We start from the raw sequence: 21,649 nt of genomic DNA, 5'->3' as shown, positions 1-21,649 counted from the left end.
ATTTACTTAGAAGTAACTTTTTCTTATTATCGATTGTTTTAAAAGTCTTCCTGAGTCAGCTCGTAGTTAACCATTGCTCCAGAAACAGTTCCTGAAGCCACAGCACTAGATACAGACCGCATTTTTTGAGAGTTATCTCCGCAGGCATAAATCCCCGTAATTTCAGTTTTTTGAAATAGATCTGTTTTGATAAATCCTCCTTCATCAAATGTGCAACCTAACATTTCAGGTAGTTGCGTGTGATGCTCAAAAGGTAAAGCGGCATATATTGCCTTAACCGTTTGCGAGGTTCCATTTTCAAAAAGAACTCTTTTAATAGCACCTTTTGAATGTTCAAATGTTTTGATCGTATCTGTAACTATAGCAATATTATTGTTGCTCAACTTTTTAAGTTGGTCGTCTGTAAATTCAGGCTTTCCTTGTGTATAAATAGAAAGTTCGTTAGTAAGATTGTTTACAAGACTGGCGATATGAAAGGCGTGATCACCATTTGCCATAATTGCCGTTTTTTCATTTCTAAATTCATAACCGTGGCAATAAGGACAATGAATAGCAGAAATTCCCCAGCATTCAGAAAACCCCTCAATATTGGGCATTAGATCTTTAATTCCGGTTGCAAAAATGAGTTTTCTGCCTTCAAACTCTTTACCGGCAATAGTACGAATTGTAAAACCTTTCTCATTATTCTTTCCACTTATAGCCGTATCGTCTAGAAATTTTACGGTGTCGTATTTGAGCACTTGCTCTTTTGCTTTTTGAGCAATTTTATGAGGCGCTTCACCATCCTGAGTAATAAAATTATGAGAATGCGGTGTTTGTCTATTGCAGGGTTTATTAGCATCTATGATAAGCACCGAACGCAATGAACGACCCAAAGCCATAGCGGCTGATAAACCTGCATAACTTCCGCCAACAATTATTACTTCATAAGAATTTGACAGATTCATAATTCGTGCTTTTTATAATTATAATTTATAAGGTGCGATGAGATGACTCCCATAGCGCCTATAAATATTAAAAATGATTCTTGATGATAAAGTGCTTCTAAGCTTATAGAAAGTGCGATAAGCGCAAATGAAAATACTAGTAGTATCTTTAAAAATACTGGAGATTTACTGCGCACTACTTTATAAACAGGAAATAACCCAACTATGAGAAAAAAACTATCAAGTAATGGACTATGACTTATACCTAATGGAACTATAAAAAGAATAGGACCTAATATACAGTGTGCTAAACACAAAAAGGCAGAATAAACGCCAATTAAATCGTAATATTTCTCTCGCATAGTTTCATTATTGCAACACAGTTGCGAAAGTAAATATAATTTCTTTGTTAAAGCAACTTTGTTGCATTAAATTTGTATTATGAGAAAAACAATTGCTAAGGAAGCTATTTTAAAAACTATAAATGAGTCAGATACGGCATTATCACAAGCTGAAATTCAGGCTATTTTACCAGATGGCTTATGCAATCGAGTAACAATTTATCGCGTATTAGACCGGCTGGTCGAAGAAAAATCGGTGCATCAAATCACAAATATCGACGGTGTGGTAAAATATGCAAATTGTCATAGTTGCTCTACCGAGCATAAACACGATCATATACATTTTAATTGTGAAAAATGTAATGTTGTAACGTGTATTGAAGATGTGGAACCCACATTTAAGCTTCCTTCAAATTACCAAATTAATCAATTGAACTTTATGGTTTCAGGAGTTTGTCCAGATTGTTTGGCATCTTAATATGGCTCAACATATAGCTTTGATATTCTAAGATTTGTAAACGAATCAAAAGCCTAATTATGAACAGAACAGTTGTTTTTTGATCATTATTTAAAGTACTCTTCACGTAAACTTAAATAGCGATTATTTTTTATTATTTAGATTTGACTCTACTTAGGGCCTCATATAGTTCTGGAGGACAATAAAAAAAATATGATTTCACGTTGGCTTTTAAAGCATCTCGCAGTAGTGCTATGCATTCTCCTTTTCTATTCCTGTAAACCTTTAAAAAATACTCCAAGACCTGTAGAAGTTGCATTCCTGTCTGATGTACATCTAACCGATATCTATGGGGAATTTGCTGATTCTGATTTTAAAGGAGTTGTAAATCCTCAAACCGGCAGAAATACTATTTTAAGGACGATGCAGGCACAGCTGCATTCAACACGTTTGTTTAATGAAAACTACTTTGCGTTTCTGGCAGCCTTAAATGATGTGGTTGCGAGAGGCATTCGGTATGTTGTACTTCCGGGGGACTTTAGTGATGATGGGCAACGTTTTAACCTACGCGGATTAAAGAATATTTTAAGAAAATACACAACAAAATACGGTACTCATTTTATGCTTACGACAGGAAATCACGACCCTGTAAAGCCTTTTTTAACCGATGCGGGAAAGACCGATTTTATGGGTGCGGGAGGAAAGCAGCAACCTATATATAGTAAAAAAGGTCTGTATAAAACTAGAACCGATAACGATTTATCGATAGTGATAACTCAAGATATAGCACAGCTGGGTTATGAAGGCATACTTGAAGAATTAAAAGATTTTGGTTTTTATCCCACAGCTCAAGATGTGTATTGGGAAACTCCGTTTACGTCGTACAGTTATGATGGTTATACGTATCAAAAAGCTACAGAAAAAGTTGCAACTGCATCACGTAGCTATACCTTACCCAATACAAATTTACAAGTTCCAGATTTGAGTTATTTGGTCGAGAAAGGAGATGACATTTGGTTTTTGGCCATTGATGCAAATGTATATATACCGAAAACAAGTGACACAGATTCCAGTTCATCACAAACATTTGAAGGTGCAGGAACGGGTTATAAAAATGTGTTGACGCACAAAACACATCTACTCTCCTGGATCGCTTCGGTGACTAGACGTGCAAAAGAATTAAATAAACAATTAATTGTATTCAGTCATTTTCCGAGTGTAGAATTTAACGACAATTCTTCAGCTCTAATGGGGGAGTTCTTTGGCCAAGACAAAATGCAACTCTACCGGGTTCCTGATAAAGAGGTTTCTCAAGCATTAGCAGAGGCAGGAGTACAGCTTCATTTTGCAGGGCATATGCATATAAACGACACAGGAAGATTTGATAGTGATGCTTCTGTAAGCTTGTTTAATATTCAGGTTCCTTCGTTAGCAGCTTACATTCCGGGTTATAAAATTGCAACGATTAGAGGTAATAATATTTACGAAATTGAAACGGTTACTCTTGATGAAGTTCCTGATTTTGACAGTCTGTTTCCGCTTTATGCGCTAGAAATTGAATATTTGAAGCAGCAAGGAATTACCGATGCTTGGGATCCTGAAATTTTAAATGCAAAATCGTATAAAGAATTTGTTGAATGGCATTTACAAGAATTGGTGCGTTTGCGTTTTTTAACTAGTGATTGGTCACCTCAACTGAAAGAGTTATTGGTTAAAAAATCTGGTTTAGATTTGCTGAAATCGGCTTTTAAAACTGAGAAAGAATACGAACTTTTTAAAGCTGAAAACAAAAGTAAAATAACAGAAAAAGATTTAGAGAGCTGGACAGGGTTAGACATGATACAAGATTTTTATAAGCTGAAAAATGCCGATAAGCTAGCCATACAGGATATTGGAGAGCACCGTTTTAATCAATATGTTTTAGTTTGTGAGCAACTTGAAAAGTCTGACAACCCCAAATTAAAACTGTGGGCATCGATTTTTTTAAAAATTACTAATGGCTTACCCGCAACTCATTTTATTATAGATTTAAATACAAAAACCTTAAAAAATCTTAATTAAGGACTTTAATAATTGATATTTGTGACTAGGACACTTGCTTACCAATTTTCAAGATTTATGATTCAGTAAGAATGCTTTCAGAAAACGATACGTACCGAGTCGATAAAATGACAAAAGCTGAACGATACGTTGATCGTTCAGCTTTTGTAAATAATTAATGGAAATCTGTACTGCCAATTGAGTCAGCAGTGGTATGACCTTACTCAGTATAACCTTGATTTTGATTTATTCCATCTGTTACATCAATTGTTTCCTGAGGTATTGCAAAAACTCTTAAATAAGGCTGTGTTTCAGCTTTTGCGGTGTATGGCTTGTCGTATGTTCCAAAACGGATCATTTGTTTTCTGCGATACATTTCCCAATACATTTCAAATCCAATTTCATTATACAAAGTTTCTTCATTTAAGGAAGTTATGGCTTTACCGGGAGCATTATTATAAAGCGCTTCCCGTGTTCTACTTGTTCTCAGCGTGTTTATATCATTTAAAGCTAACGCAACTTGACCATTTCTAAAATACGCTTCAGCTCTCATTACATAGATTCCGCCTAAGCGATAAAGCGGAACATCTACTGCGCTAGATCCGTTACCATATTCAGGATCAAACTCCCATTTAAAATTGCGTACTCCACGATTAATTTGATCTTGAGAAAATACAGCGGCTAAAGGATTGTCAAAATTAAGATCTGGAGTATAATCCATCGGGATGGTGGTATTTTTTTCCATTACTAATTTACTAACCGCAATTCTGCCATCTGCAGTCATATTAAATCCGCCTTTACCATCAAGTGTAGGCCCGTATTGCTGCCCTACTTGAAGTCCGCGGTTAAAATGAAACCATAATCCGCCAGTGTCGGGACGAGTATCTTCTGCAGGTACGCTAGTGGTGGTGCCATCGTTCATAAACCAAGTTCCATCAGCATATTGATAATATCTGTGAAAGCGAGGGTCATCATGGTTATTGTCCCAGGTATAATAGAATTCGGGCTCTACGTTAGATGCATTAGTACCTCGATTATCAGGAGTAGGTTTTTGAGCTCTTCCTGTAGACATATATGCAAAATCATTATCACTGCTGCGTATATTGTCATTTTCCTGAGCTACAGCAAAAATTATTTCTGATCCATTTGTATTGTCTATAGCAAAATTATCGAAGTAATTACTTTCGAGACTAAAATTGCCATCAATGAGGAGCGACGTATAATAAATAACTTTCTCCATGTCATTACCTGAATTATCAACTGCAACTTCAGTAAAATTAAAATTAGAAGAGGTATTATATCGGTCTTTTAAAACAGCACGATTTAGATACATATCAGCCAGTAGGGCATAGGCAGCTTGTTTAGTAAACCGTCCATTGTATGTATTGTTTTCGCCTAGATTAGCAAGACTAGGAATTATTGATTCTACCTCGGCAATAAGATTATCTATTTCTGTATTTGCCTGAAGAAATACTAAGGGAGCATTATCTGTAAAAGGATCGCGATAAGGAGCTTGATTAAACAAGTCTAGCGTAGTGTAGGTATAAAACGCTAACAATCCACGCGCTTCTGCTAGAAATAGCTCGTAATTTTGATAATCAGGATTTTCTTCCAGCGATTCTATTGCAGTAAGTGTTTTTGTAATCCCACTGTTAAGCGCATTCCACGTACCAGAAACCTGAGCATTGTTAGTTCCCCAAGTAAATTCGGTTAAGGCTCTCCATTTACCGCCATCGCCCCAATCGCTACCTCGAGTAGGTAACATACATTCATCTGTAGGATATTCCTGCAGCCCAAAAACAAGACCGTGATCTGTAAACGTGCCTTCTGCAAGTTGACCATATGCTGCAGCCATTGCGCTCTCTGGATTAGAGCTTTGGCCACCTATTACTTCATCTATAACCTGCTCTTCAAGATCTGTACAGCTAAAAATGCTACCAGCAAGAAGTACGCTGAATACTGTTTGTGATAATTTATTTATAAAGTTCATTGCTTATAATTTTATTGTTGCACCTATCATAAAAGATTTTGAAGATGGGTAGGTTGTATAATCAATTCCTATAGACTGATTTCCACCTGAAGATCGTGGGCTATTAATCAATGGATCAAATCCTGAATAATTTGTTATAGTAAATAAATTCTGAGCACTTATATAGAGATTAAAGCCTCTTAACCAGTTAATAGTTTCGGTGTCAAAATTGTACCCTATTCGTGCATTATTCAATCGAATAAAATCAGACTTTTCTAAATATAGTGTGGATAGCTGTGGAGTGTTTTGCGTATTTGCACCCGCATCATAAAATTCTGAAAGTACATTTCTATCTGAAGCTAAGTTATTGATGTTTAGAGCCAGATTCGTATTATTTACTAAATAGCCACCTGTCTGACCAATAAATGCCAAACTTAGATCCCAGCGTTTATAATTAAGACTTGTGTTAATCCCAAAAGTAAAATTGGGTATAGCGCCTTCAAATATTTGACGATCATCACTGTTAATTACATCATCATTATTAAGGTCTTCAAAAATATCTACACCGTCTTCATCAAAACCCAGATGCTTTAGCATAAAAAATGAACCCGCTTCGTAATCACTTTTGTAAATATTAGCCGCTACGCCAGATAGTCCGGGGCCGGCAACGCTACCAGAAAACAGCTCTGAAACCGGTAAGTCTTTAACGGTATTCGCTAAAGTAGCTCCATTAATATCTAGCGACCAATTAAAATCTTCAGTGCTTACGAGTTGAGAACCTAATGTAAATTCGATACCTGTGTTTACAATTTCTCCTTCTATATTTTTCCAAACAGAGGTAGTAGGACTCAAAGGTTCTGAAGGAATATTTAGAATAGCATCTTTAGTGGTTTTATTATAATAATCTAAAGAGCCGTATAATTTATTTTCCCAAAGGCTAAAGTCTAATCCCAGGTCGAGTTGGGTTACAACCTCCCATTTTAAATCTGGATTTGCTGTACGATTTACTACAATTCCATTTATCAGGTTATAATCATTGTACAAATAGTAACCTCCACTTGCAGATTGCGAATAACTGGCTTGCGTGATCTTGTTCTGCACTTCCTGATTTCCAGTTTCTCCCCAACTCGCTCTTAATTTTAACTGGCTAATTTCTTCTATATCCTGAAGAAAATTTTCGCGGTCTATATTCCAGCCTAAAGCGAAAGAAGGGAAATAACCATATTTATTGTTTTCACCAAAACGAGTCGAACCATCGGCGCGTATCGAGGCGGTTAACAAATAGCGATTATCAAAAGCGTAATTAATCCTACTGAAATAGGATTGTAATTCATTCTCTTGCGCATACCCACTTACTCCAGCTTGTACTCCAGAATATCCCGGATTGTATTCTGGTGATACGCCTTCGCCTTGCGGACTTATATTAATAGTTGAAAAAGATGTTCCTGAAAATTTGAATTCCTGATAAGAATAACCTCCTAATATTTCAAAATTATTCTTTCCAATATCAAAATTATAAGTCAGGTAATGCTCTATAAGGGCACTTTGAGAATCCAGATTATTTTGAACATATGCACCAAGAGGAGTTCTATCTGTTAGGTTAGGATAAATAGTAGAATTTCGTTCAGAACTTGAACGGTCTATACCTAAGTTAAATTTATATTCCAGCCCGTCTATAATACGAAGACTTGCCTCGATATTACCTAGTACACGTAAGGTCTCCGTTTTATCTTCAACAATATCAAGTAAATAAAGAGGGTTGTAATGTGCGTTCATATTAAAATTAGTGTAATCACCATTTTCATCAAACACAGACCGAGTAGGGTTTGCCATTAAAGCATGCATAATCACTTGACCGTCAGAACCTGCATTCGCACCATTAGGAATACCATTTTCGTTAATTTGACTCGCTGTAAGATTCATCTTTAGCTTAAGCCTTTTATTGTCAAAGAATGACTCTTCTGCATTTAAACGAGCGGTAGTTCTTTCAAAATCGCTGGTTTCAACAATTCCTTCCTGATCCATATAAGATAAAGACGCGTAATAGTTTCCGCTATCTGTACGTTTAGAATAAGAGAAGTTATGATTTTGTGTGATCGCTGTTCTAAATAATTCATCTTGCCAGTCTGTACTAGCGCCATGATCGTAAGAAGGTTCTGTTATTGCATTTCTATATTCTGAAGCAGATAATACGTCGATTTTATTAATGACGTTTGCCGCGCTTAAATAAGAGTCTATCGTAATAGAGGCGTTGCCCTTTTCACCTTGTTTTGTAGTGATAATCACAACTCCATTAGAACCTCTAGCTCCGTAGATCGCTGCAGCAGATGCATCTTTAAGAACTGTTATAGATGCAATATCGCTGGTATTTAAGAAGTTTAAAGGGTTTTTTGCTGTCGAGCTTCCGAGACCAAAATTTGCTCCTGGGGCACTCACATTTTCATTACTAAGTGGCACACCGTCCACAACAAAAAGAGGAGTACTACCACTTCTAATTGATCCTATACCACGTATGGTAACATCAACTCCGGCTCCGGGTTCACCACTAGATTGTACAACGCGTACACCAGCAACTTTTCCCTGAATTAAATTATCTGGAGAAACATTTACTCCCTTTTTAAAATCTTTTGCTGAAAGTTGTGTAACAGATCCAGTAAGATCCTTTTTCGTTTTTTTACCGTAACCTATAAGAACCACTTCATCTAGATTTGCGGCATCGGCTTCAAGGGTTATCGACAAACCATCTTTAGCTTCAACTTTTAAAGATTTAAATCCTAAGTAGGATACTTCAATTTGTGATCCTGTTTTTACTTCTAAGGTAAATTTACCGTCAAAATCGGTGATAACTCCATTATCTGTTCCTACCTCACTAACTGCAGCTCCCGGTAACGGAGTACCGTTATTATCTAAAACTGTACCGGTGATTGTTTGTTGAAAGTAATATGAAGTATGGTTATAAGCTTTTAAAACAGACGGCATAGTTTCTGAAGCTATTCCTGTTTTTGAAAAAAGTAAAACCGAAAGGCCAATTAATATAGGCTTCGCTTTTAATTGTGTAATTTTAGAATACATTATTTTAAGTAATTGGTTTACAATGCTTAATTTTTTTAGCCACGGTTGTTCGCAGCAGCCGTGGTTTTTTATTGGTTATTTTGATTGAATGTTACATTTCTATAAATATTTTGAGATTGAATAAAGCGTTTGAAATTGATTTTTTAGAAGTAACTAAATAAGGGAATGTTAATTTTTTAGGATGCTAGTTTTGGGTTATCAATGAATTAATTTTTAAGAAAGCAAACTAGGTTCTCCTAACTATTAATAAAGAGTTTAGATACTATAATTTAATATACACGAGAACCCGAAAAGGTTGTAATTGTACGCAGCATTACAGTTTAGTAACATTGATTATTAATTCGTTTACATTGCTTATTGCACGCAAGGTTAGATTTGTTCTAACAACCATAAATCTTCAGATGAATAAAAAACATCAACTATTTTTCGCCCTTAGTCTTCTCGTATGTATAGGATCCTTTTCTGTGACCAATGCACAGGAAAAACGCATTAATCAAGTGCAGGTAATAGGATCTCATAATAGCTATAAACAAGCAATAGATCCTCAACTGTTTGAATACTTATCTCAAAAAGATACTACCGGAGGTATTAATGGATTACAGTATGAACATATTGCTATAATTGAACAGCTAGATATGGGTTTACGTAATCTGGAGATAGATGCTTATGTAGATAAACAGGGCGGTAAATTTGCTAACCCCGCAGGGATGCATTTAGTTTCTACACAGCGTGCTTACGATACTGAGCATTTATTAAATAAGCCTGGTTTTAAAGTCATACACATTCCCGATATTGATTACCGTACTCAATACTATTTATTGGAAGATTGCTTAAACGATCTTAGAAAATGGTCAGAATCAAATCCAGAACATGAGACCGTATTTATAACCTTAGAGCCAAAAGATGGATCAAAAAACAGGTTTGGGACTACTCCAGAACCTTATACTCCAGAAGTTTATGAGGAGTTAGACAAGCAGTTATTAAAAAGTCTGACTCGTGATCACTTAATAGTACCTGATGATGTGCGAGGATCTTATAATACTTTAAATGAGGCGGTAGTTAATCAAAACTGGCCAACAATAGAATCAGGCAGAGGTAAATTTTTATTTATTTTAGATGCTAAAGATGAAAAGAGAGCTATGTATATTAAAGGACATCCATCTTTAAAAGACAGAGTACTCTTTACAAACTCTGAACCAGGCAGTCCGGAGTCTGGAGCGCTAATCATGAATAATGCAAAAGATAGTCGTATTCCAGAAATGGTTAGGGCTGGTTATATTGTGAGAACCCGTGCTGATGCTAACACAGTAGAAGCCAGAAATATGGATTATTCAAATTTTGAAGCTGCAAAAAAATCAGGAGCACAAATAATTACTACAGATTATTATTTACCAAGTACCTTATTTGATTCAACATATAAGGTAAATTTTGGGGAAGGAAAATTTTCTAGAGCTAATCCTATAAACAACTAGGTAGCATATCTATATTTTTCAGCTTTTTAATAGGGTATCGTCATAAGCTTAAAGTCTATTCAATAAGTCGAGCTCTTTCTTAAGATTATGTGCTGTCTTGCTGTAGTATATATTTTGAACTAAAAACGATTCTGTCAACACGAATTAAAAACCCTTGTAAACACTGGGCTTACAAGGGTTAAAATTGGAGTCGGGCGAAGAAACCGAATATTAACCGTTTCAAAGTTTACTAGGCTTTACAAGGGGTATGAAAAAAGGGGAGTAAACTTTTATTCAGATTTCCACAATTCAATTACGCCAATACATTGTTAACTAATGAGCTAGGGATTAAAATTCTTAGTTGAATTAAATGGATGTTTATTTTTTCAAAGATTTAGCTAATACTGACCTCTTTTAAAATATTTTTCAATTGGCCTAATTGTACCGGTTTCACCAAGTAGTTACTTGTCAAACTATATCTTTCAGCTCTTTTAAAATCTTCTTCGCTATTTGAACTGGTCAAAATATAGATAATAACTTTTTGATCAGTTGGAATTTTAGTGAATTCATCTAGAAATTGCCAACCATCCCAAATGGGCATATTTAAATCCAGAAAAATTATTTGTGGTAACTTTTCACTATTTTGAATCATTGTTTTCAATGTAGTATAAGCTTCCATGCCATTTTTACAAACTAAAATTTTCTCAACAAATCCTGAAAGTTCAATATGTTTTTTAGTTATAAACAAGTGCATCGGATCATCTTCTACAATACATGCTAAATCTATTTTTTTCATAATGGTAATAATATTTTAAAGGTTGTGCCTCTGTTAACTTTACTTTCTACTTGTATTTTGCCACCCATACTTTCTACTTGATTTTTGGTGATAAACAAGCCGACTCCTCTTGAGTCGTTGTGTTCATGAAAAGTTTTATACATTCCAAATAGTTTATCACCATATATTTTTAAATCAATTCCCAATCCATTATCCTCAAAATATAGAGAGATCATAGATTCTTCTTTACCCGAATAAATTTTAAGGTAACACAATTTTTTTTCATCCCTGTATTTTATGGCATTTGTAATCATGTTTAGAACAATACTGTCAAGATATGCTGGAACCGCTTTGACTTTTAGGTCGTGATCAATAGTAGTGATGATTTTAATTTTGGCATCATTTATTTGTATTTTCAAGCTGTCAATATTTTTTTGAATGACTTCGTGAATATACACTTCTGATATATCTGACTGTATTAAATGTACTTCTACTATTTCTGTCAAATCATTAACAGTTTGATTCAGATTCTCGGTTCCTTTATTAAGATATTCAAATATTTCACTCTGAGAGATATCTGGATACTCCATTCGCATTAAATCAAGTATGCCTGAGATTCCTCCACTATGTGAACGCAGGTTATGTGACACTATATGCGCAAAATTTCGAAGTCGTTCATTTTGCTCGTTTGTTATATCAAGAAGCGACTTAATCTCTTTTTCAACTTTTTTTAACTCACTAATATCAGTTGCCACCTGTAGATAGCCTACTATATCCTTTTTATCGGTAATGGTGTCCATAGACAACAAAACAGGAAAGCTAGTTCTATCTTTACGAATATATGTCCATTCCTTTGTACTTGGCATTCCTCCATTGATTTCATAAATGAAGGTTTCAGATCCCTTCATCTCTTTTTTAAGTTTTTGAGACAAAACTTTACCCTCTCTATTAATCTCTGCATTTCGGTGAATTAGTTCCAAATAATTTTCACCAATAACTTCAAACGCTTTATATCCAAGAAGTTTCTCGGCTCCGGAGTTAAACATAGTTATTGCACCTGATTTATCGGTAGCAATAATAGAAACCTGTTTGCTAGCGTTTAAGATAGCTTGCAGACTGGATATGGCTTCTTGTAGTTTTTTTTCGTGCTCTTTTTCAGAACTAATGTCTCTTACAAAAGACCAAATGAGCTTTTTGCCATTGCTATCTATTATTACTATTCCTTGTAGAGCTATAGGATATCTTGAGCCATCTTTGCGGATGTATTCTTTTTCAAAGAGATCATAACTATCTTCTCTTTCCATTTGTTGTATTGCCAAAACTTCCAATGGTTCATATTTTTTGGGTGTAGTATCCCAATAACTTAGAGATAAAAACTCTTCTCTTCTATAACCTGTAGGCTCTAGTAACTTATCGTTCACATCTATGAATTTTCCAGTTTCATAATCATTTAAGGCTATACCTATAGGAGATAATTTGTACAGAGTTGATAGCAATTCTCTCTGATAGGTAATGTTTGAAAGAAGTTTTTTGCTTTCAGAAATATCTATTATTTGTGAAATAAAATAAAGCACCTTACCAGCTTGGTTCTTCACTATAGATACCGCTAATAATATATAAACGATATGTCCATCTTTATGAAAATATCGTTTATCCATTTGATAATGATCTCTCTTGCCATTAATAAGTTCTTGCAAAAGTGCCATATCTGTATCTAAATCATCAGGATGAGTTATATCTTGAAAAGTAAGTTTTATTAACTCCTCTTGTGTGTAACCCACTATTTCGCAGACTTTACTATTAACCTTCAACCATTTACCATTTTCGTCGAGCAATGCCATTCCAATAGCTGCATTCTCGAAATTACCTCTAAAAGCCTCTTCACTGATGCTAAGTCTCTCTTCTTTTTGCTTTCGTTCAGTAATGTCTTGATGGGTTCCATACATCATCAAAGCTCTTCCATCTTTCGTCCATTCAAAAATTTTACCCCTGTCATAGACCCATATCCATCGACCATCTTTGTGCTTCATGCGTGCTTCAAATTCGTAATGAGATGTTTCTTTCTCAAAACAAGCATTTAACCTGCGGTTAGATTCTTCCAGATCATCAGGGTGTGCTAAGTTAATCCAGGTATCAATACTTACAGGAGCTAGTTCTGCTAGAGTATAGCCTAAGATTTCTGCCCAGCGCTCATTGTAAACCGTCTTACCGGTTTGAACATTCCACTCCCATGTACCAATATTAGTCCCCTCAATTATTGATGTATATCTTAATTCGCTCTTTTTTATATCTGTAATATCCTGAAAACTTCCTTTGAGTTTATCTCCATCTTTCATGATTGTGATCTGCACCCAAATTAGGTTATCTTTTGCAGTAACTATTTGGCTTATAAGATTACTAGGATTTCCATTCTCACAGCATTGCGTTATAGCCTTAGAAATTAAAGATCTATACTCAGGGTGATAAAATTCTAAGGTGCTTTGAGTGGTGATTTTAACGCTCTTAGGAACTTCGTGCAGTTCGTATATTAGATCACTCCAGGTCATTTCACCCGATGCGATATCCATTTCCCACAAACCGATCTGATTGGCTTGCTGGATATTACGGAGGTGCTTAACCTTATTATTTAACTTATCATTTAAGATTTCAAGGGTAATGTTCTTTTTTCTGCTCTCAAAATAATTCATGACTTGTCTTGCCAATTTTTGAAGTGTTTTGAGGTTAGACTTGCTAAATTTCCTGGGAATATCATCTATTGTGCAAAGTAATCCCAGAACATATCCCTGGTGTGTTATTAAAGGGAATCCTGCATAAGAGGCGATTTCAGTATTGCCAATAATAGGAAGGGTGTCTTGAAAGTGATCATTTTTTCGAAAATCTTCAACAACAAGAGGCTCATTGGGTGCGTATATAGCTTGCGAGCAAAATGAATAATCTTTTGAGGCCTCTTGAATTCCCAATCCATAATTAGAAAGAAGCAACTGCTTATTTTCCATAATTAAGCTGATGAATGCTATTTTGGTACCACAGATGGTAGATGCCATAGAGGTAATTAGGTCATAATCTTCACCACCGGCGAATCCGACTAAATGGTAATTTTCCATTTCTCTTAGTCGCTTTATCTCATGTTTTTGTATTTCGGAACCTTTCATAAGGTATGATTTTCAAAAATTTGCAAATAGCAGATTTTTTATAGTTAGGTGTTATGTCCTTAAAAATAGTGAAGTGTAATAGATATCCAATAAAATTTTATAAAAGGGATATTTGTGATCCAACAGCATTAGATTATAAGAATAAATAGTAATAAATGCTTATGTACATATTCGCCAGCGTAATTTGGCTAAAGACGGAATGTAATTCTTCAACGAGAAGTTCTAAGATTAGTTCCAGCTTTGTCATATTTCAATTCCTTTATCGATTACATTTTTTAGAAACTTTTTGGCTATGGCTTTAGCCAAGTTTGGTGCAATGGGTACATTTGTTCCTAATAAAACAAATTTTTTGCCCGATTGATTTATTTAAGCAAATTATTGGCAGAAATCGGTCAGTGAACGGCACTGGCTTTTATACTTTGCCCGCGGTATTCAAACCGAATACCCTGAAGCCGTGTGGATTTTATTGATTACCGGAATTAAATCAATCTGTTTATTTCGCATTCGATTCAAATAGGTGTGTAGATCTTTAATTCCTTGTTAAATGGTACTTTGATGTGCTTTTTATATTTCAGTTCGGTGTTGCTTATTTCATCCTTTTTTCATATTGCACGTCTTTTACCGTTTGAAGCCCTAATTCTTTGACAATTCACTTGCTGCTAGCTGACTTTTTTTTTCGATAAAACTGTCATTATACGCACTACCATTTACGTTGAAACAATTGACATAAAGATGCACGTGAGTATGCGCTTTATCCCGATGTACAAACGTTACTGCCTGATGCTCCTGTAATTTCATATGTTGAATAAAGTCTTGTTAAGTTCTCCAAGCTCCTTATTACTCAGATTACCTCCACCACGGACCGTTGGGGTTTAGAATAAAACTCAAGGTGTCGCGCTCACAATATTGATTGAGCCCTTTTACGGCTTTAAATTCCTGAGAGATCTGTTGTTCCATTAAGCTATTTCTGCAAAAGACACTTAAAAAAGAAACTACAGCTTTAGCTTTAACCTGCAGTAGTTTTTTCTCATACACACTGCATCTGAATTTGTGCTCGTTTCATCGTTTTTATTTTTTGTTTGCCACCATCGGTAGCAAAAAAAAAGATGTGTGGCCACAGCCACACATCTTGACCTGCTTTCCAGAAATCAGTTTCACTTTGTTTTCATCAACAAAGCATTTAATTCCTTTTCAGCTTCATAGAGCTCTGGTTTATCGATACACTTAAAAGTTTCATTCAAGAAGTATATTGTGATTTTCCCTCCGGCTTTAACTTGATCTAAGGAGAGTTCAACAAGTTATAATGATCATAATAGGTGAGTGCTTTTTCCGCAAAAGCAATGGAGAAAAAATCACAAAATCAGTTTCTCGTATTAAATTTGGATAAATTGTAATCAGCAATAAGATGATCTGCATAGAGTTCCAGAATTTTGCTCAGCAACGTGTAGGAGGGGAATATTACTACGGATTTCGGTTTTGGTGCGGTGAATACGAATCCATTTGCTGCCGTCTATATCAATAGTAATATCAGGCTTTGAAAGTTATTCACATCACAATACGCCAGCCCGGTGTATTTAATTCAGCTTATGCCTATTGACTTGCGTATTTATCTCAAAATCCTCACGGCTATTGCACATTACCTTTCCTGACGTGAAATTCCATTTTCTAGGATTGACTCGCCTCGCTATGCTTACTTTTTTATTTTCTGTCAACAGTAAGTTATAATACGCATATATTTAATATCAATTGACATCAAATAAATTAAAAACCCTTGTAAACACTGAGTTTACAAGGGTTAAAAGTGGAGTCGGGCGGGTTCGAACCGCCGTGCAAACAGGCAACTAAATAGCTTTCTACACGCTTATTTGCCAATTAGTTTTCGAATAGTACCCGGTCGGCAACTACCAAGCAATACCTTATTCTCGATTAAGTTTCACTACCACATCAAGACCCTGCGATAGCTATGTTTACTTTTTCGGTACCTCTAAGCGAAACGCCGTAAACCAAGGCTTTTCAGAGGTATCATGGTCTCATACCTTGTATGAGATTAAGTAAATCCTACTGTAATTCGGATTATGCAGCCATGGCGTAGTTATTCTCGCCGTTTAAAAAGTGTGAAACATGAGATTTACGAGCTTTTGTCCCAGCGCTCGGCGTGCTTACTACTCAATTAGACCCGATGTCAAAACCAAATCGACCCCATTGTGATAATCCTCGATAATTTGAGGGGTGCAAAGATACTAAAGTTCTTTGGTATTCAAACTATCGAGAATTAATGTTTTATTTCTTTTCTATAGAAGCATCATCTTTGAGAGCTTCCATTTTAATATCGCCTTTTCCATATGCTTTAACTCGCGCTTTGTCCTGAGCATATACTTTTAAATTATTTGAAGCATATACCTCTGTTTCGGTGCGGCCACTCAAAGTCACATAACCATCTTTAGATTCAAATCTTGAACCATTATAATCAGATTTTCCAGAAGATGTAAGTTGTAATGTATTGGTTTTACCTCTGGGAGAAAATTCAGAATTATCAGCAAGGGTAAAAGTTACTTCTTCAGCATTATAATCGCCTTTAAGATCTGTGCGATCGGCCATTTTTAAGTTAAACTTCTTTGTGTTTAACCTGCAATCCCCGCCAGAATTCCCCATTAAATTGAAAGACGTATTGCTACTATTTAATTTGAATTCAAATTTTGATGAGTCGTATGCAGTAAGACTAAAGTCTGCTACTTCAAGAAGACCAGGAGATTCAAATTCTGCATCTTTCTTTAAAATTATATGTTGTGGGTTGTCTAATTTTAAATAAACTTTCAATTCTTTGGCCGCAGTAATTCGCATATTGGGCTTTATAACAAGAACACTGTCTGTAACTTTAAAATCTATAACACTTACCAGATTTCTATCTGTAGTTAAAATGTAACTGTTGTTAGGAGATTGGGCAAGTTCAAGTTCGATTCCTTCACCTACTTCAACAGTATTTATTCCAGATTCTAATTTACCCACTATAGACATGACATCTTTGTCGCCTTTAATTTTATTTTGAGCACTACATGATGTTGTAACCGCCAGCACAGCTAGCATAAGGAGTTTTAATTTCATAATTTATTTTTTGTAAAAATACGAAGAATGTTAACGTTTTTATCTCAATAAACTATTAAAACTTTTGAGGTTTTATGCTAGCTTAGCCTGTAAAACAAGCAGTTACAGAAGGTTTAAAAATTGTAAATTAGAAGTTCAAAACTACTATCGATGGCTAAAATAGAATTTGCATTATTAAAGGAAGGAAAAACACCACCAGATCACCGCGCGGTTTTGTCGCCTACTGCGATGACTCAGGCTCAACAGCTATTCCCTAAAGCACGATTTATTGTAGAATCTAGTGCTATTCGGGTATTTCCAGATGTGGCCTATGAGAAGGCTGAATTTGAAGTGAAAACCGATGTTTCTCAAGCTGATGTTTTTTTAGGAGTTAAAGAGGTGCCAATAGAAGACTTAATACCTAATAAGAAGTACTTCTTTTTTAGTCATACAATCAAAAAACAGCCTTATAACCGAAATTTGCTACGTACTGTTTTAGATAAAAATATTGAATTATATGATCACGAACTTGTCACAGACGAAACCGGTTTACGCCTCATAGGTTTTGGTCGTTATGCCGGATTAGTAGGTGCATATAATGGGTTTCGAGCTTATGGAAAGAAACATAAGATATATGATCTGCCCGCGGCATCAAGTCTTAATACCGTAGATGCATTGCATAAACAATTAGCAAAAATCGAACTACCCACCCTAAAAATAGCGCTCACAGGAACCGGCAAAGTTACTGCCGGGGCTATGGAAATTCTGGATGAGCTGGGGGTTAAAAAAGTTTCCGTTGAGGACTATTTGAGTGAAGAATATGATATGCCGGTTTATTGCCAATTAGGAGTAGCAGATTATGTAAAGCAAAAGGATGGATCAGCAGTTGTCGCTAGTCATTTCTTTAAAGACCCGGCTGGGTACGAATCTAATTTTATGCGATTTGCAGAAGTTACTCAGCTATTTATTGCAGGTCATTATTATGGAGATGGAGCACCATTTTTGTTTACGCGGGAAGATGCCAAATCAAGTAAATTTAAAATTGAAGTGGTGGCGGATATTTCTTGCGATGTCGATGGCCCCATAGCTTCTACATTGAGAGCATCTACAATTGCAAGTCCATTTTATGGGTATGATGCTCAAGCTGAACGTGAAGTGGCTTATGATGCTGAAGGTGCAATTACCGTAATGGCGGTAGATAACTTGCCATGCGAATTACCTAAAGATGCTAGTGAAGGTTTTGGAGATATGTTTGTTGAACACGTATTGCCAGCATTTTTTAATAATGATAAAGATGGAATTTTAAAACGTGCCCGTATGACTCAAAACGGAAAGCTAACTGAGCAATACAGCTACTTGCAAGATTATGTAGACGGAAAAGAATAGGGGAGTAACAAGCTGAAAACTTCCTATGAGAATAGAAAAAGCCTCATCTTACCTATCAATCTGGGTAAGATGAGACCTAATTTTATCTTTAAAAACTATAGTACTTTAGGTTGCTTAAGATATTCTATAGTCCATATTGTTATTATCCCGAAAGTATACATAAGTATATCTATCCACGAGAAATAATTTCCCAATACTAATGCTGCCCACTTTTCAGTTTGAGCTGAAAAGTATTGAGGTAATTTTAAAAGTTGCAAAATCTCTATAGCATACGAGAAAACTAGTGTAACTAATAGCCCTCTTTTTACTGAAAAATCGCAAACTGCCATTATCAGGCAATAAATTAAAATAACAACTAAAAAATCGCCAAGATTTTCACGTACAAAACCTGTGTTTAGCAAGGTGGCGATCATAATTTCTATAATCAATAAAAAAATAAACCCTAAGATATAAGCAAGACGTGTATTACGTTTCAACATTAGAATTTTAAGCTAGAAGGGTTACTCATATTATAAAACTAAGCTGTTATTTTACAACTAGTAATGGAGAGCTCAGACTTTCATTAAAAAGCTCTTCTGTAAGGCTACCTATTAAGAGTGAGGAGATATTGCTTCCACCTTTATCAGATAGCACAATTAGATTGGGTTTGCGCTTTTCAATTTCCAGTAAGAATTTCTGACCTATACTTTTATCCTTAGCAAACAAGAATTCCGATTGATCTGGTTCAGTTACGGCAAGCTTCTTAAAAAACTTAGCAGCTTTTTGTTTTAAATGGGTCTCAATTTTGGCAATTGCTGCATCACCAACAACATATGGAGAGAATTGAATGGGGATGTGATAGATATGAATCGAATTTAGTTTGATAGTTAATTTGTTTCGAAGTTCTTCGACAAAGAAAAATGATTTGCGTGAATGGCTCGAGAAGTCAGTAGCCACCCATACCTTATCAAGATTAATTTCGTCAGTTTTAGGAACGGTAAGAATACTGCATTTTAGTAGTCTCAATAATTTTGAGGTTACAACACCTGTACCATCCTTTGCAGTTTTATTTCCTACTAAGACCAGATTTATCTGATATTTATTGGCGATATAATGAATTAAAGATTCTGTATTTGAATCTTCAGAAATAAGAACTTCCCAGTTTGCCTTTGCAGTAAATCTGCTTTCAATTTTATCATTTAGTTCGTCACCAATTAATTGATCGAGATTTACGTTTTGTAATTCTTCTTCAAAAAGATCTGAAATCTCGTATTTCTTAATATTATGTACGAAATACACATTCTCAATAGCTAGTTTTTCAGCAAGAAATGAACTGTACTCAATTAAATGGTTGTCTATTGATGAAAGGTCTAGTGCGACCAATAAATTTTTAACTTTTTCCATCTTTATTCTTTTTTATTTCTACGTGCTACAATCTCTTTAACTACATCTTCGTAGTCGTCTCTTTGTTTTTCAGTCTTTTTCTTCTCTAATTTTTGATAATCTTCCCGCAAGCCAATGAAGAGGGAATAACACATTATGAGAAGAATAATTGCAAAGGGCAAACCGGTGACTATAGTTGCGGTTTGTAATGCTTCAAGACCGCCACCTATAAGCAATACAGCGGCTACAGTACCTTCAGTAATAGCCCAAAAAATACGCTGTCCTACGGGTGCTTCAATTTTACCGCCTGTTGTTAAACTATCTACCACTAAAGATCCTGAATCTGATGAGGTAATAAAGAATCCGGCGATAAGAATAACAGCAACAATATTAATAATCATGGAAAGCGGATAATCTTCAAAAAACACAAAAAGCGCTGTAGCCACATCATCTTGCACTGCAGCAACAATAGAAGAATCTCCTCCTAATGCCTGTTGAATAGCCACACTTCCAAAAGTTGACATCCAGAAAAATGTTACCAGAGAAGGAACTAATAATACGCCTAAAATGAATTCTCTAATAGTTCTACCTTTTGAAATTCGTGCAATAAACATACCTACAAATGGAGACCATCCTATCCACCATCCCCAATAAAACACTGTCCAATTATTTTGCCAGGAAGATCCTTCAAAGGTCTCACTCCAGGTAGCTATTTTTAAAAAGTTGAATAAATAACTTCCCGTGTTCTCCACAAAAGATCGGAATATAAATATAGTAGGGCCTAGAATTAAAGCTAATAATAATAGAACTACAGCAATACGCATATTCCATTCACTTAAAATACGCACTCCTTTATCAACTCCCAGTACAACAGAGGTGGTTGCTATTAAAGTGATACCTGCGATCAATAAAACTTGCGTTAGCGTTCCGTCAGGAACTCCAAACACATGATTAAGACCACTTGCAATTTGTTGTACACCAAAACCTAGTGAGGTAGCAAGACCAAATAAGGTAGCCAGAACCGCAAAAATATCTATGGCATCACCGATTTTTCCGTGGATTTTATCACCTAAAAAGGGATAGAAAATAGATCGAATCGTAAGCGGTAAACCTCTGGAATATGTGAAATAAGAGAGTGCTAAACCTACCAGTGCATAGACTCCCCAAGCGTGAAATCCCCAATGTAAAAATGTAAAGTTCATAGCCTCCTGAGCAGCAGCCACAGTATTAGGTTCTGCCGAAGGTGGTTTTATGAGATGAGTTACTGGTTCTGCTACGCCAAAAAAGAGTAATCCTATACCCATACCTGCACTAAACAACATAGCAAACCAAGACATAGTTTTAAATTCGGGTTTGGCTTTTTGACCGCCTATTCGCATTTTTCCATATTTGCTAATAGCCAGAAAAACAAGGAAAATTAGAAACAGGTTAATGCATAGAATAAAAAACCAATCTGCTTTTTCTGCAACTGCATGCTGAATGTCACTAAAGATTTTTTGCGCTTTTTTCTCAAATAATATGGTGAGCGTTATACTTATAACGATAATTATTGCTGAGGTAAAAAACACAGGTCCGTTGACTTGTAATCCAAAAATGGATTTTCTTTCGTCACTGCGTGTAATTTTTTTTGCCATAAT

Annotated in this window: 15 protein-coding genes and 1 other RNA gene; 4 read left to right on the top strand and 12 right to left on the bottom strand. The window is 35.4% G+C overall.

Annotated elements, in window-relative coordinates; all coding sequences use genetic code 11:
* Positions 1-38: 38 nt before the first annotated feature.
* Positions 39-947: an NAD(P)/FAD-dependent oxidoreductase gene (locus tag ABVM53_RS02115; protein WP_405328912.1), complete on the bottom strand. Its 909-nt coding sequence runs from the start codon at positions 945-947 to the stop codon at positions 39-41.
* Positions 944-1,288 (bottom strand): MerC domain-containing protein, encoded by a 345-nt coding sequence (locus tag ABVM53_RS02110; protein WP_405328909.1) that lies wholly within the window; start codon positions 1,286-1,288, stop codon positions 944-946. The genes ABVM53_RS02115 and ABVM53_RS02110 overlap by 4 nt, the downstream gene beginning before the upstream one ends.
* Positions 1,289-1,367: 79 nt before the next feature.
* Here ABVM53_RS02110 and ABVM53_RS02105 point away from each other — a divergent pair, with 79 nt between their 5' ends.
* On the top strand, positions 1,368-1,745 hold the full coding sequence (locus ABVM53_RS02105) for a Fur family transcriptional regulator (RefSeq protein WP_405328906.1): 378 nt from the start codon (positions 1,368-1,370) through the stop codon (positions 1,743-1,745).
* Between the two features lie 192 nt (positions 1,746-1,937).
* Positions 1,938-3,785 carry a metallophosphoesterase gene (locus ABVM53_RS02100; protein WP_405328903.1) on the top strand — a complete coding sequence of 616 codons (1,848 nt, stop codon included), beginning with the start codon at positions 1,938-1,940 and terminating at the stop codon, positions 3,783-3,785.
* A gap of 199 nt (positions 3,786-3,984) precedes the next feature.
* On the opposite strand, the gene ABVM53_RS02095 is transcribed toward ABVM53_RS02100, so the two are convergent.
* Together ABVM53_RS02095 and ABVM53_RS02090 are read right to left on the bottom strand one after the other, a co-directional pair.
* Positions 3,985-5,754 carry a RagB/SusD family nutrient uptake outer membrane protein gene (locus tag ABVM53_RS02095; RefSeq protein WP_405328900.1) on the bottom strand — a complete coding sequence of 590 codons (1,770 nt, stop codon included), beginning with the start codon at positions 5,752-5,754 and terminating at the stop codon, positions 3,985-3,987.
* Between the two features lie 3 nt (positions 5,755-5,757).
* On the bottom strand, positions 5,758-8,805 hold the full coding sequence (locus ABVM53_RS02090; protein WP_405328897.1) for a SusC/RagA family TonB-linked outer membrane protein: 3,048 nt from the start codon (positions 8,803-8,805) through the stop codon (positions 5,758-5,760).
* A 401-nt stretch (positions 8,806-9,206) separates the two neighbouring features.
* Between ABVM53_RS02090 and ABVM53_RS02085 the strand changes: the two genes are divergently transcribed.
* Positions 9,207-10,277, top strand: a complete 1,071-nt coding sequence (locus ABVM53_RS02085) for a phosphatidylinositol-specific phospholipase C1-like protein (protein ID WP_405328894.1) — start codon at positions 9,207-9,209, stop codon at positions 10,275-10,277.
* Between the two features lie 373 nt (positions 10,278-10,650).
* Here ABVM53_RS02085 and ABVM53_RS02080 read toward each other — a convergent pair whose 3' ends face one another.
* The 5 genes from ABVM53_RS02080 to ABVM53_RS02060 form a co-directional block, all read right to left on the bottom strand.
* Complete coding sequence (locus ABVM53_RS02080; protein WP_405328891.1) at positions 10,651-11,052, bottom strand: response regulator; 402 nt, start codon at positions 11,050-11,052, stop codon at positions 10,651-10,653.
* A complete protein-coding gene (locus tag ABVM53_RS02075; protein WP_405328888.1) occupies positions 11,049-14,183 on the bottom strand; it encodes a PAS domain S-box protein in 3,135 nt (1,044 codons plus the stop codon). The genes ABVM53_RS02080 and ABVM53_RS02075 overlap by 4 nt, the downstream gene beginning before the upstream one ends.
* Before the next feature lie 633 nt (positions 14,184-14,816).
* Positions 14,817-14,990, bottom strand: coding sequence for a relaxase/mobilization nuclease domain-containing protein (locus ABVM53_RS02070; protein ID WP_405330839.1), 174 nt, complete (start codon positions 14,988-14,990; stop codon positions 14,817-14,819).
* 992 nt (positions 14,991-15,982) lie between these two features.
* Positions 15,983-16,384: a transfer-messenger RNA gene (gene ssrA, locus ABVM53_RS02065) on the bottom strand.
* 79 nt (positions 16,385-16,463) lie between these two features.
* Positions 16,464-17,285, bottom strand: coding sequence for a GIN domain-containing protein (locus tag ABVM53_RS02060; protein WP_405328885.1), 822 nt, complete (start codon positions 17,283-17,285; stop codon positions 16,464-16,466).
* Positions 17,286-17,444: 159 nt separating this feature from the next.
* On the opposite strand from ABVM53_RS02060, the gene ABVM53_RS02055 reads away from it, so the two are divergent.
* A complete protein-coding gene (locus ABVM53_RS02055; protein ID WP_405330838.1) occupies positions 17,445-18,650 on the top strand; it encodes an NAD(P)-dependent oxidoreductase in 1,206 nt (401 codons plus the stop codon).
* A 95-nt stretch (positions 18,651-18,745) separates the two neighbouring features.
* Here the strand turns inward: ABVM53_RS02055 and ABVM53_RS02050 are convergent, their stop codons facing one another.
* From ABVM53_RS02050 to ABVM53_RS02040, 3 genes are read right to left on the bottom strand one after another with little or no spacing between them, the layout of a single operon-like run.
* Positions 18,746-19,129, bottom strand: coding sequence for a DUF2809 domain-containing protein (locus ABVM53_RS02050; RefSeq protein WP_405328883.1), 384 nt, complete (start codon positions 19,127-19,129; stop codon positions 18,746-18,748).
* Positions 19,130-19,175: 46 nt separating this feature from the next.
* Positions 19,176-20,033, bottom strand: coding sequence for a universal stress protein (locus ABVM53_RS02045; RefSeq protein ID WP_371457061.1), 858 nt, complete (start codon positions 20,031-20,033; stop codon positions 19,176-19,178).
* A 2-nt stretch (positions 20,034-20,035) separates the two neighbouring features.
* Positions 20,036-21,646: a BCCT family transporter gene (locus ABVM53_RS02040; protein ID WP_405328880.1), complete on the bottom strand. Its 1,611-nt coding sequence runs from the start codon at positions 21,644-21,646 to the stop codon at positions 20,036-20,038.
* Positions 21,647-21,649 lie beyond the last annotated feature (3 nt).

The sequence above is a fragment of the Leeuwenhoekiella sp. LLG6367-2.1 genome (assembly GCF_045055775.1).
In the GTDB taxonomy this organism is placed as follows: domain Bacteria; phylum Bacteroidota; class Bacteroidia; order Flavobacteriales; family Flavobacteriaceae; genus Leeuwenhoekiella; species Leeuwenhoekiella aequorea.
This window is presented reverse-complemented; position numbering and strand designations above follow the sequence as displayed.

Bases quoted from the DNA above. Each gene is read 5' to 3' on its own strand.
- ABVM53_RS02115 (WP_405328912.1), bottom strand. From the start codon at position 947: ATGAATCTGTCAAATTCTTATGAAGTAATAATTGTTGGCGGAAGTTAT.
- ABVM53_RS02110 (WP_405328909.1), bottom strand. From the start codon at position 1,288: ATGCGAGAGAAATATTACGATTTAATTGGCGTTTATTCTGCCTTTTTG.
- ABVM53_RS02105 (WP_405328906.1), top strand. From the start codon at position 1,368: ATGAGAAAAACAATTGCTAAGGAAGCTATTTTAAAAACTATAAATGAG.
- ABVM53_RS02100 (WP_405328903.1), top strand. From the start codon at position 1,938: ATGATTTCACGTTGGCTTTTAAAGCATCTCGCAGTAGTGCTATGCATT.
- ABVM53_RS02095 (WP_405328900.1), bottom strand. From the start codon at position 5,754: ATGAACTTTATAAATAAATTATCACAAACAGTATTCAGCGTACTTCTT.
- ABVM53_RS02090 (WP_405328897.1), bottom strand. From the start codon at position 8,805: ATGTATTCTAAAATTACACAATTAAAAGCGAAGCCTATATTAATTGGC.
- ABVM53_RS02085 (WP_405328894.1), top strand. From the start codon at position 9,207: ATGAATAAAAAACATCAACTATTTTTCGCCCTTAGTCTTCTCGTATGT.
- ABVM53_RS02080 (WP_405328891.1), bottom strand. From the start codon at position 11,052: ATGAAAAAAATAGATTTAGCATGTATTGTAGAAGATGATCCGATGCAC.
- ABVM53_RS02075 (WP_405328888.1), bottom strand. From the start codon at position 14,183: ATGAAAGGTTCCGAAATACAAAAACATGAGATAAAGCGACTAAGAGAA.
- ABVM53_RS02060 (WP_405328885.1), bottom strand. From the start codon at position 17,285: ATGAAATTAAAACTCCTTATGCTAGCTGTGCTGGCGGTTACAACATCA.
- ABVM53_RS02050 (WP_405328883.1), bottom strand. From the start codon at position 19,129: ATGTTGAAACGTAATACACGTCTTGCTTATATCTTAGGGTTTATTTTT.
- ABVM53_RS02045 (WP_371457061.1), bottom strand. From the start codon at position 20,033: ATGGAAAAAGTTAAAAATTTATTGGTCGCACTAGACCTTTCATCAATA.
- ABVM53_RS02040 (WP_405328880.1), bottom strand. From the start codon at position 21,646: ATGGCAAAAAAAATTACACGCAGTGACGAAAGAAAATCCATTTTTGGA.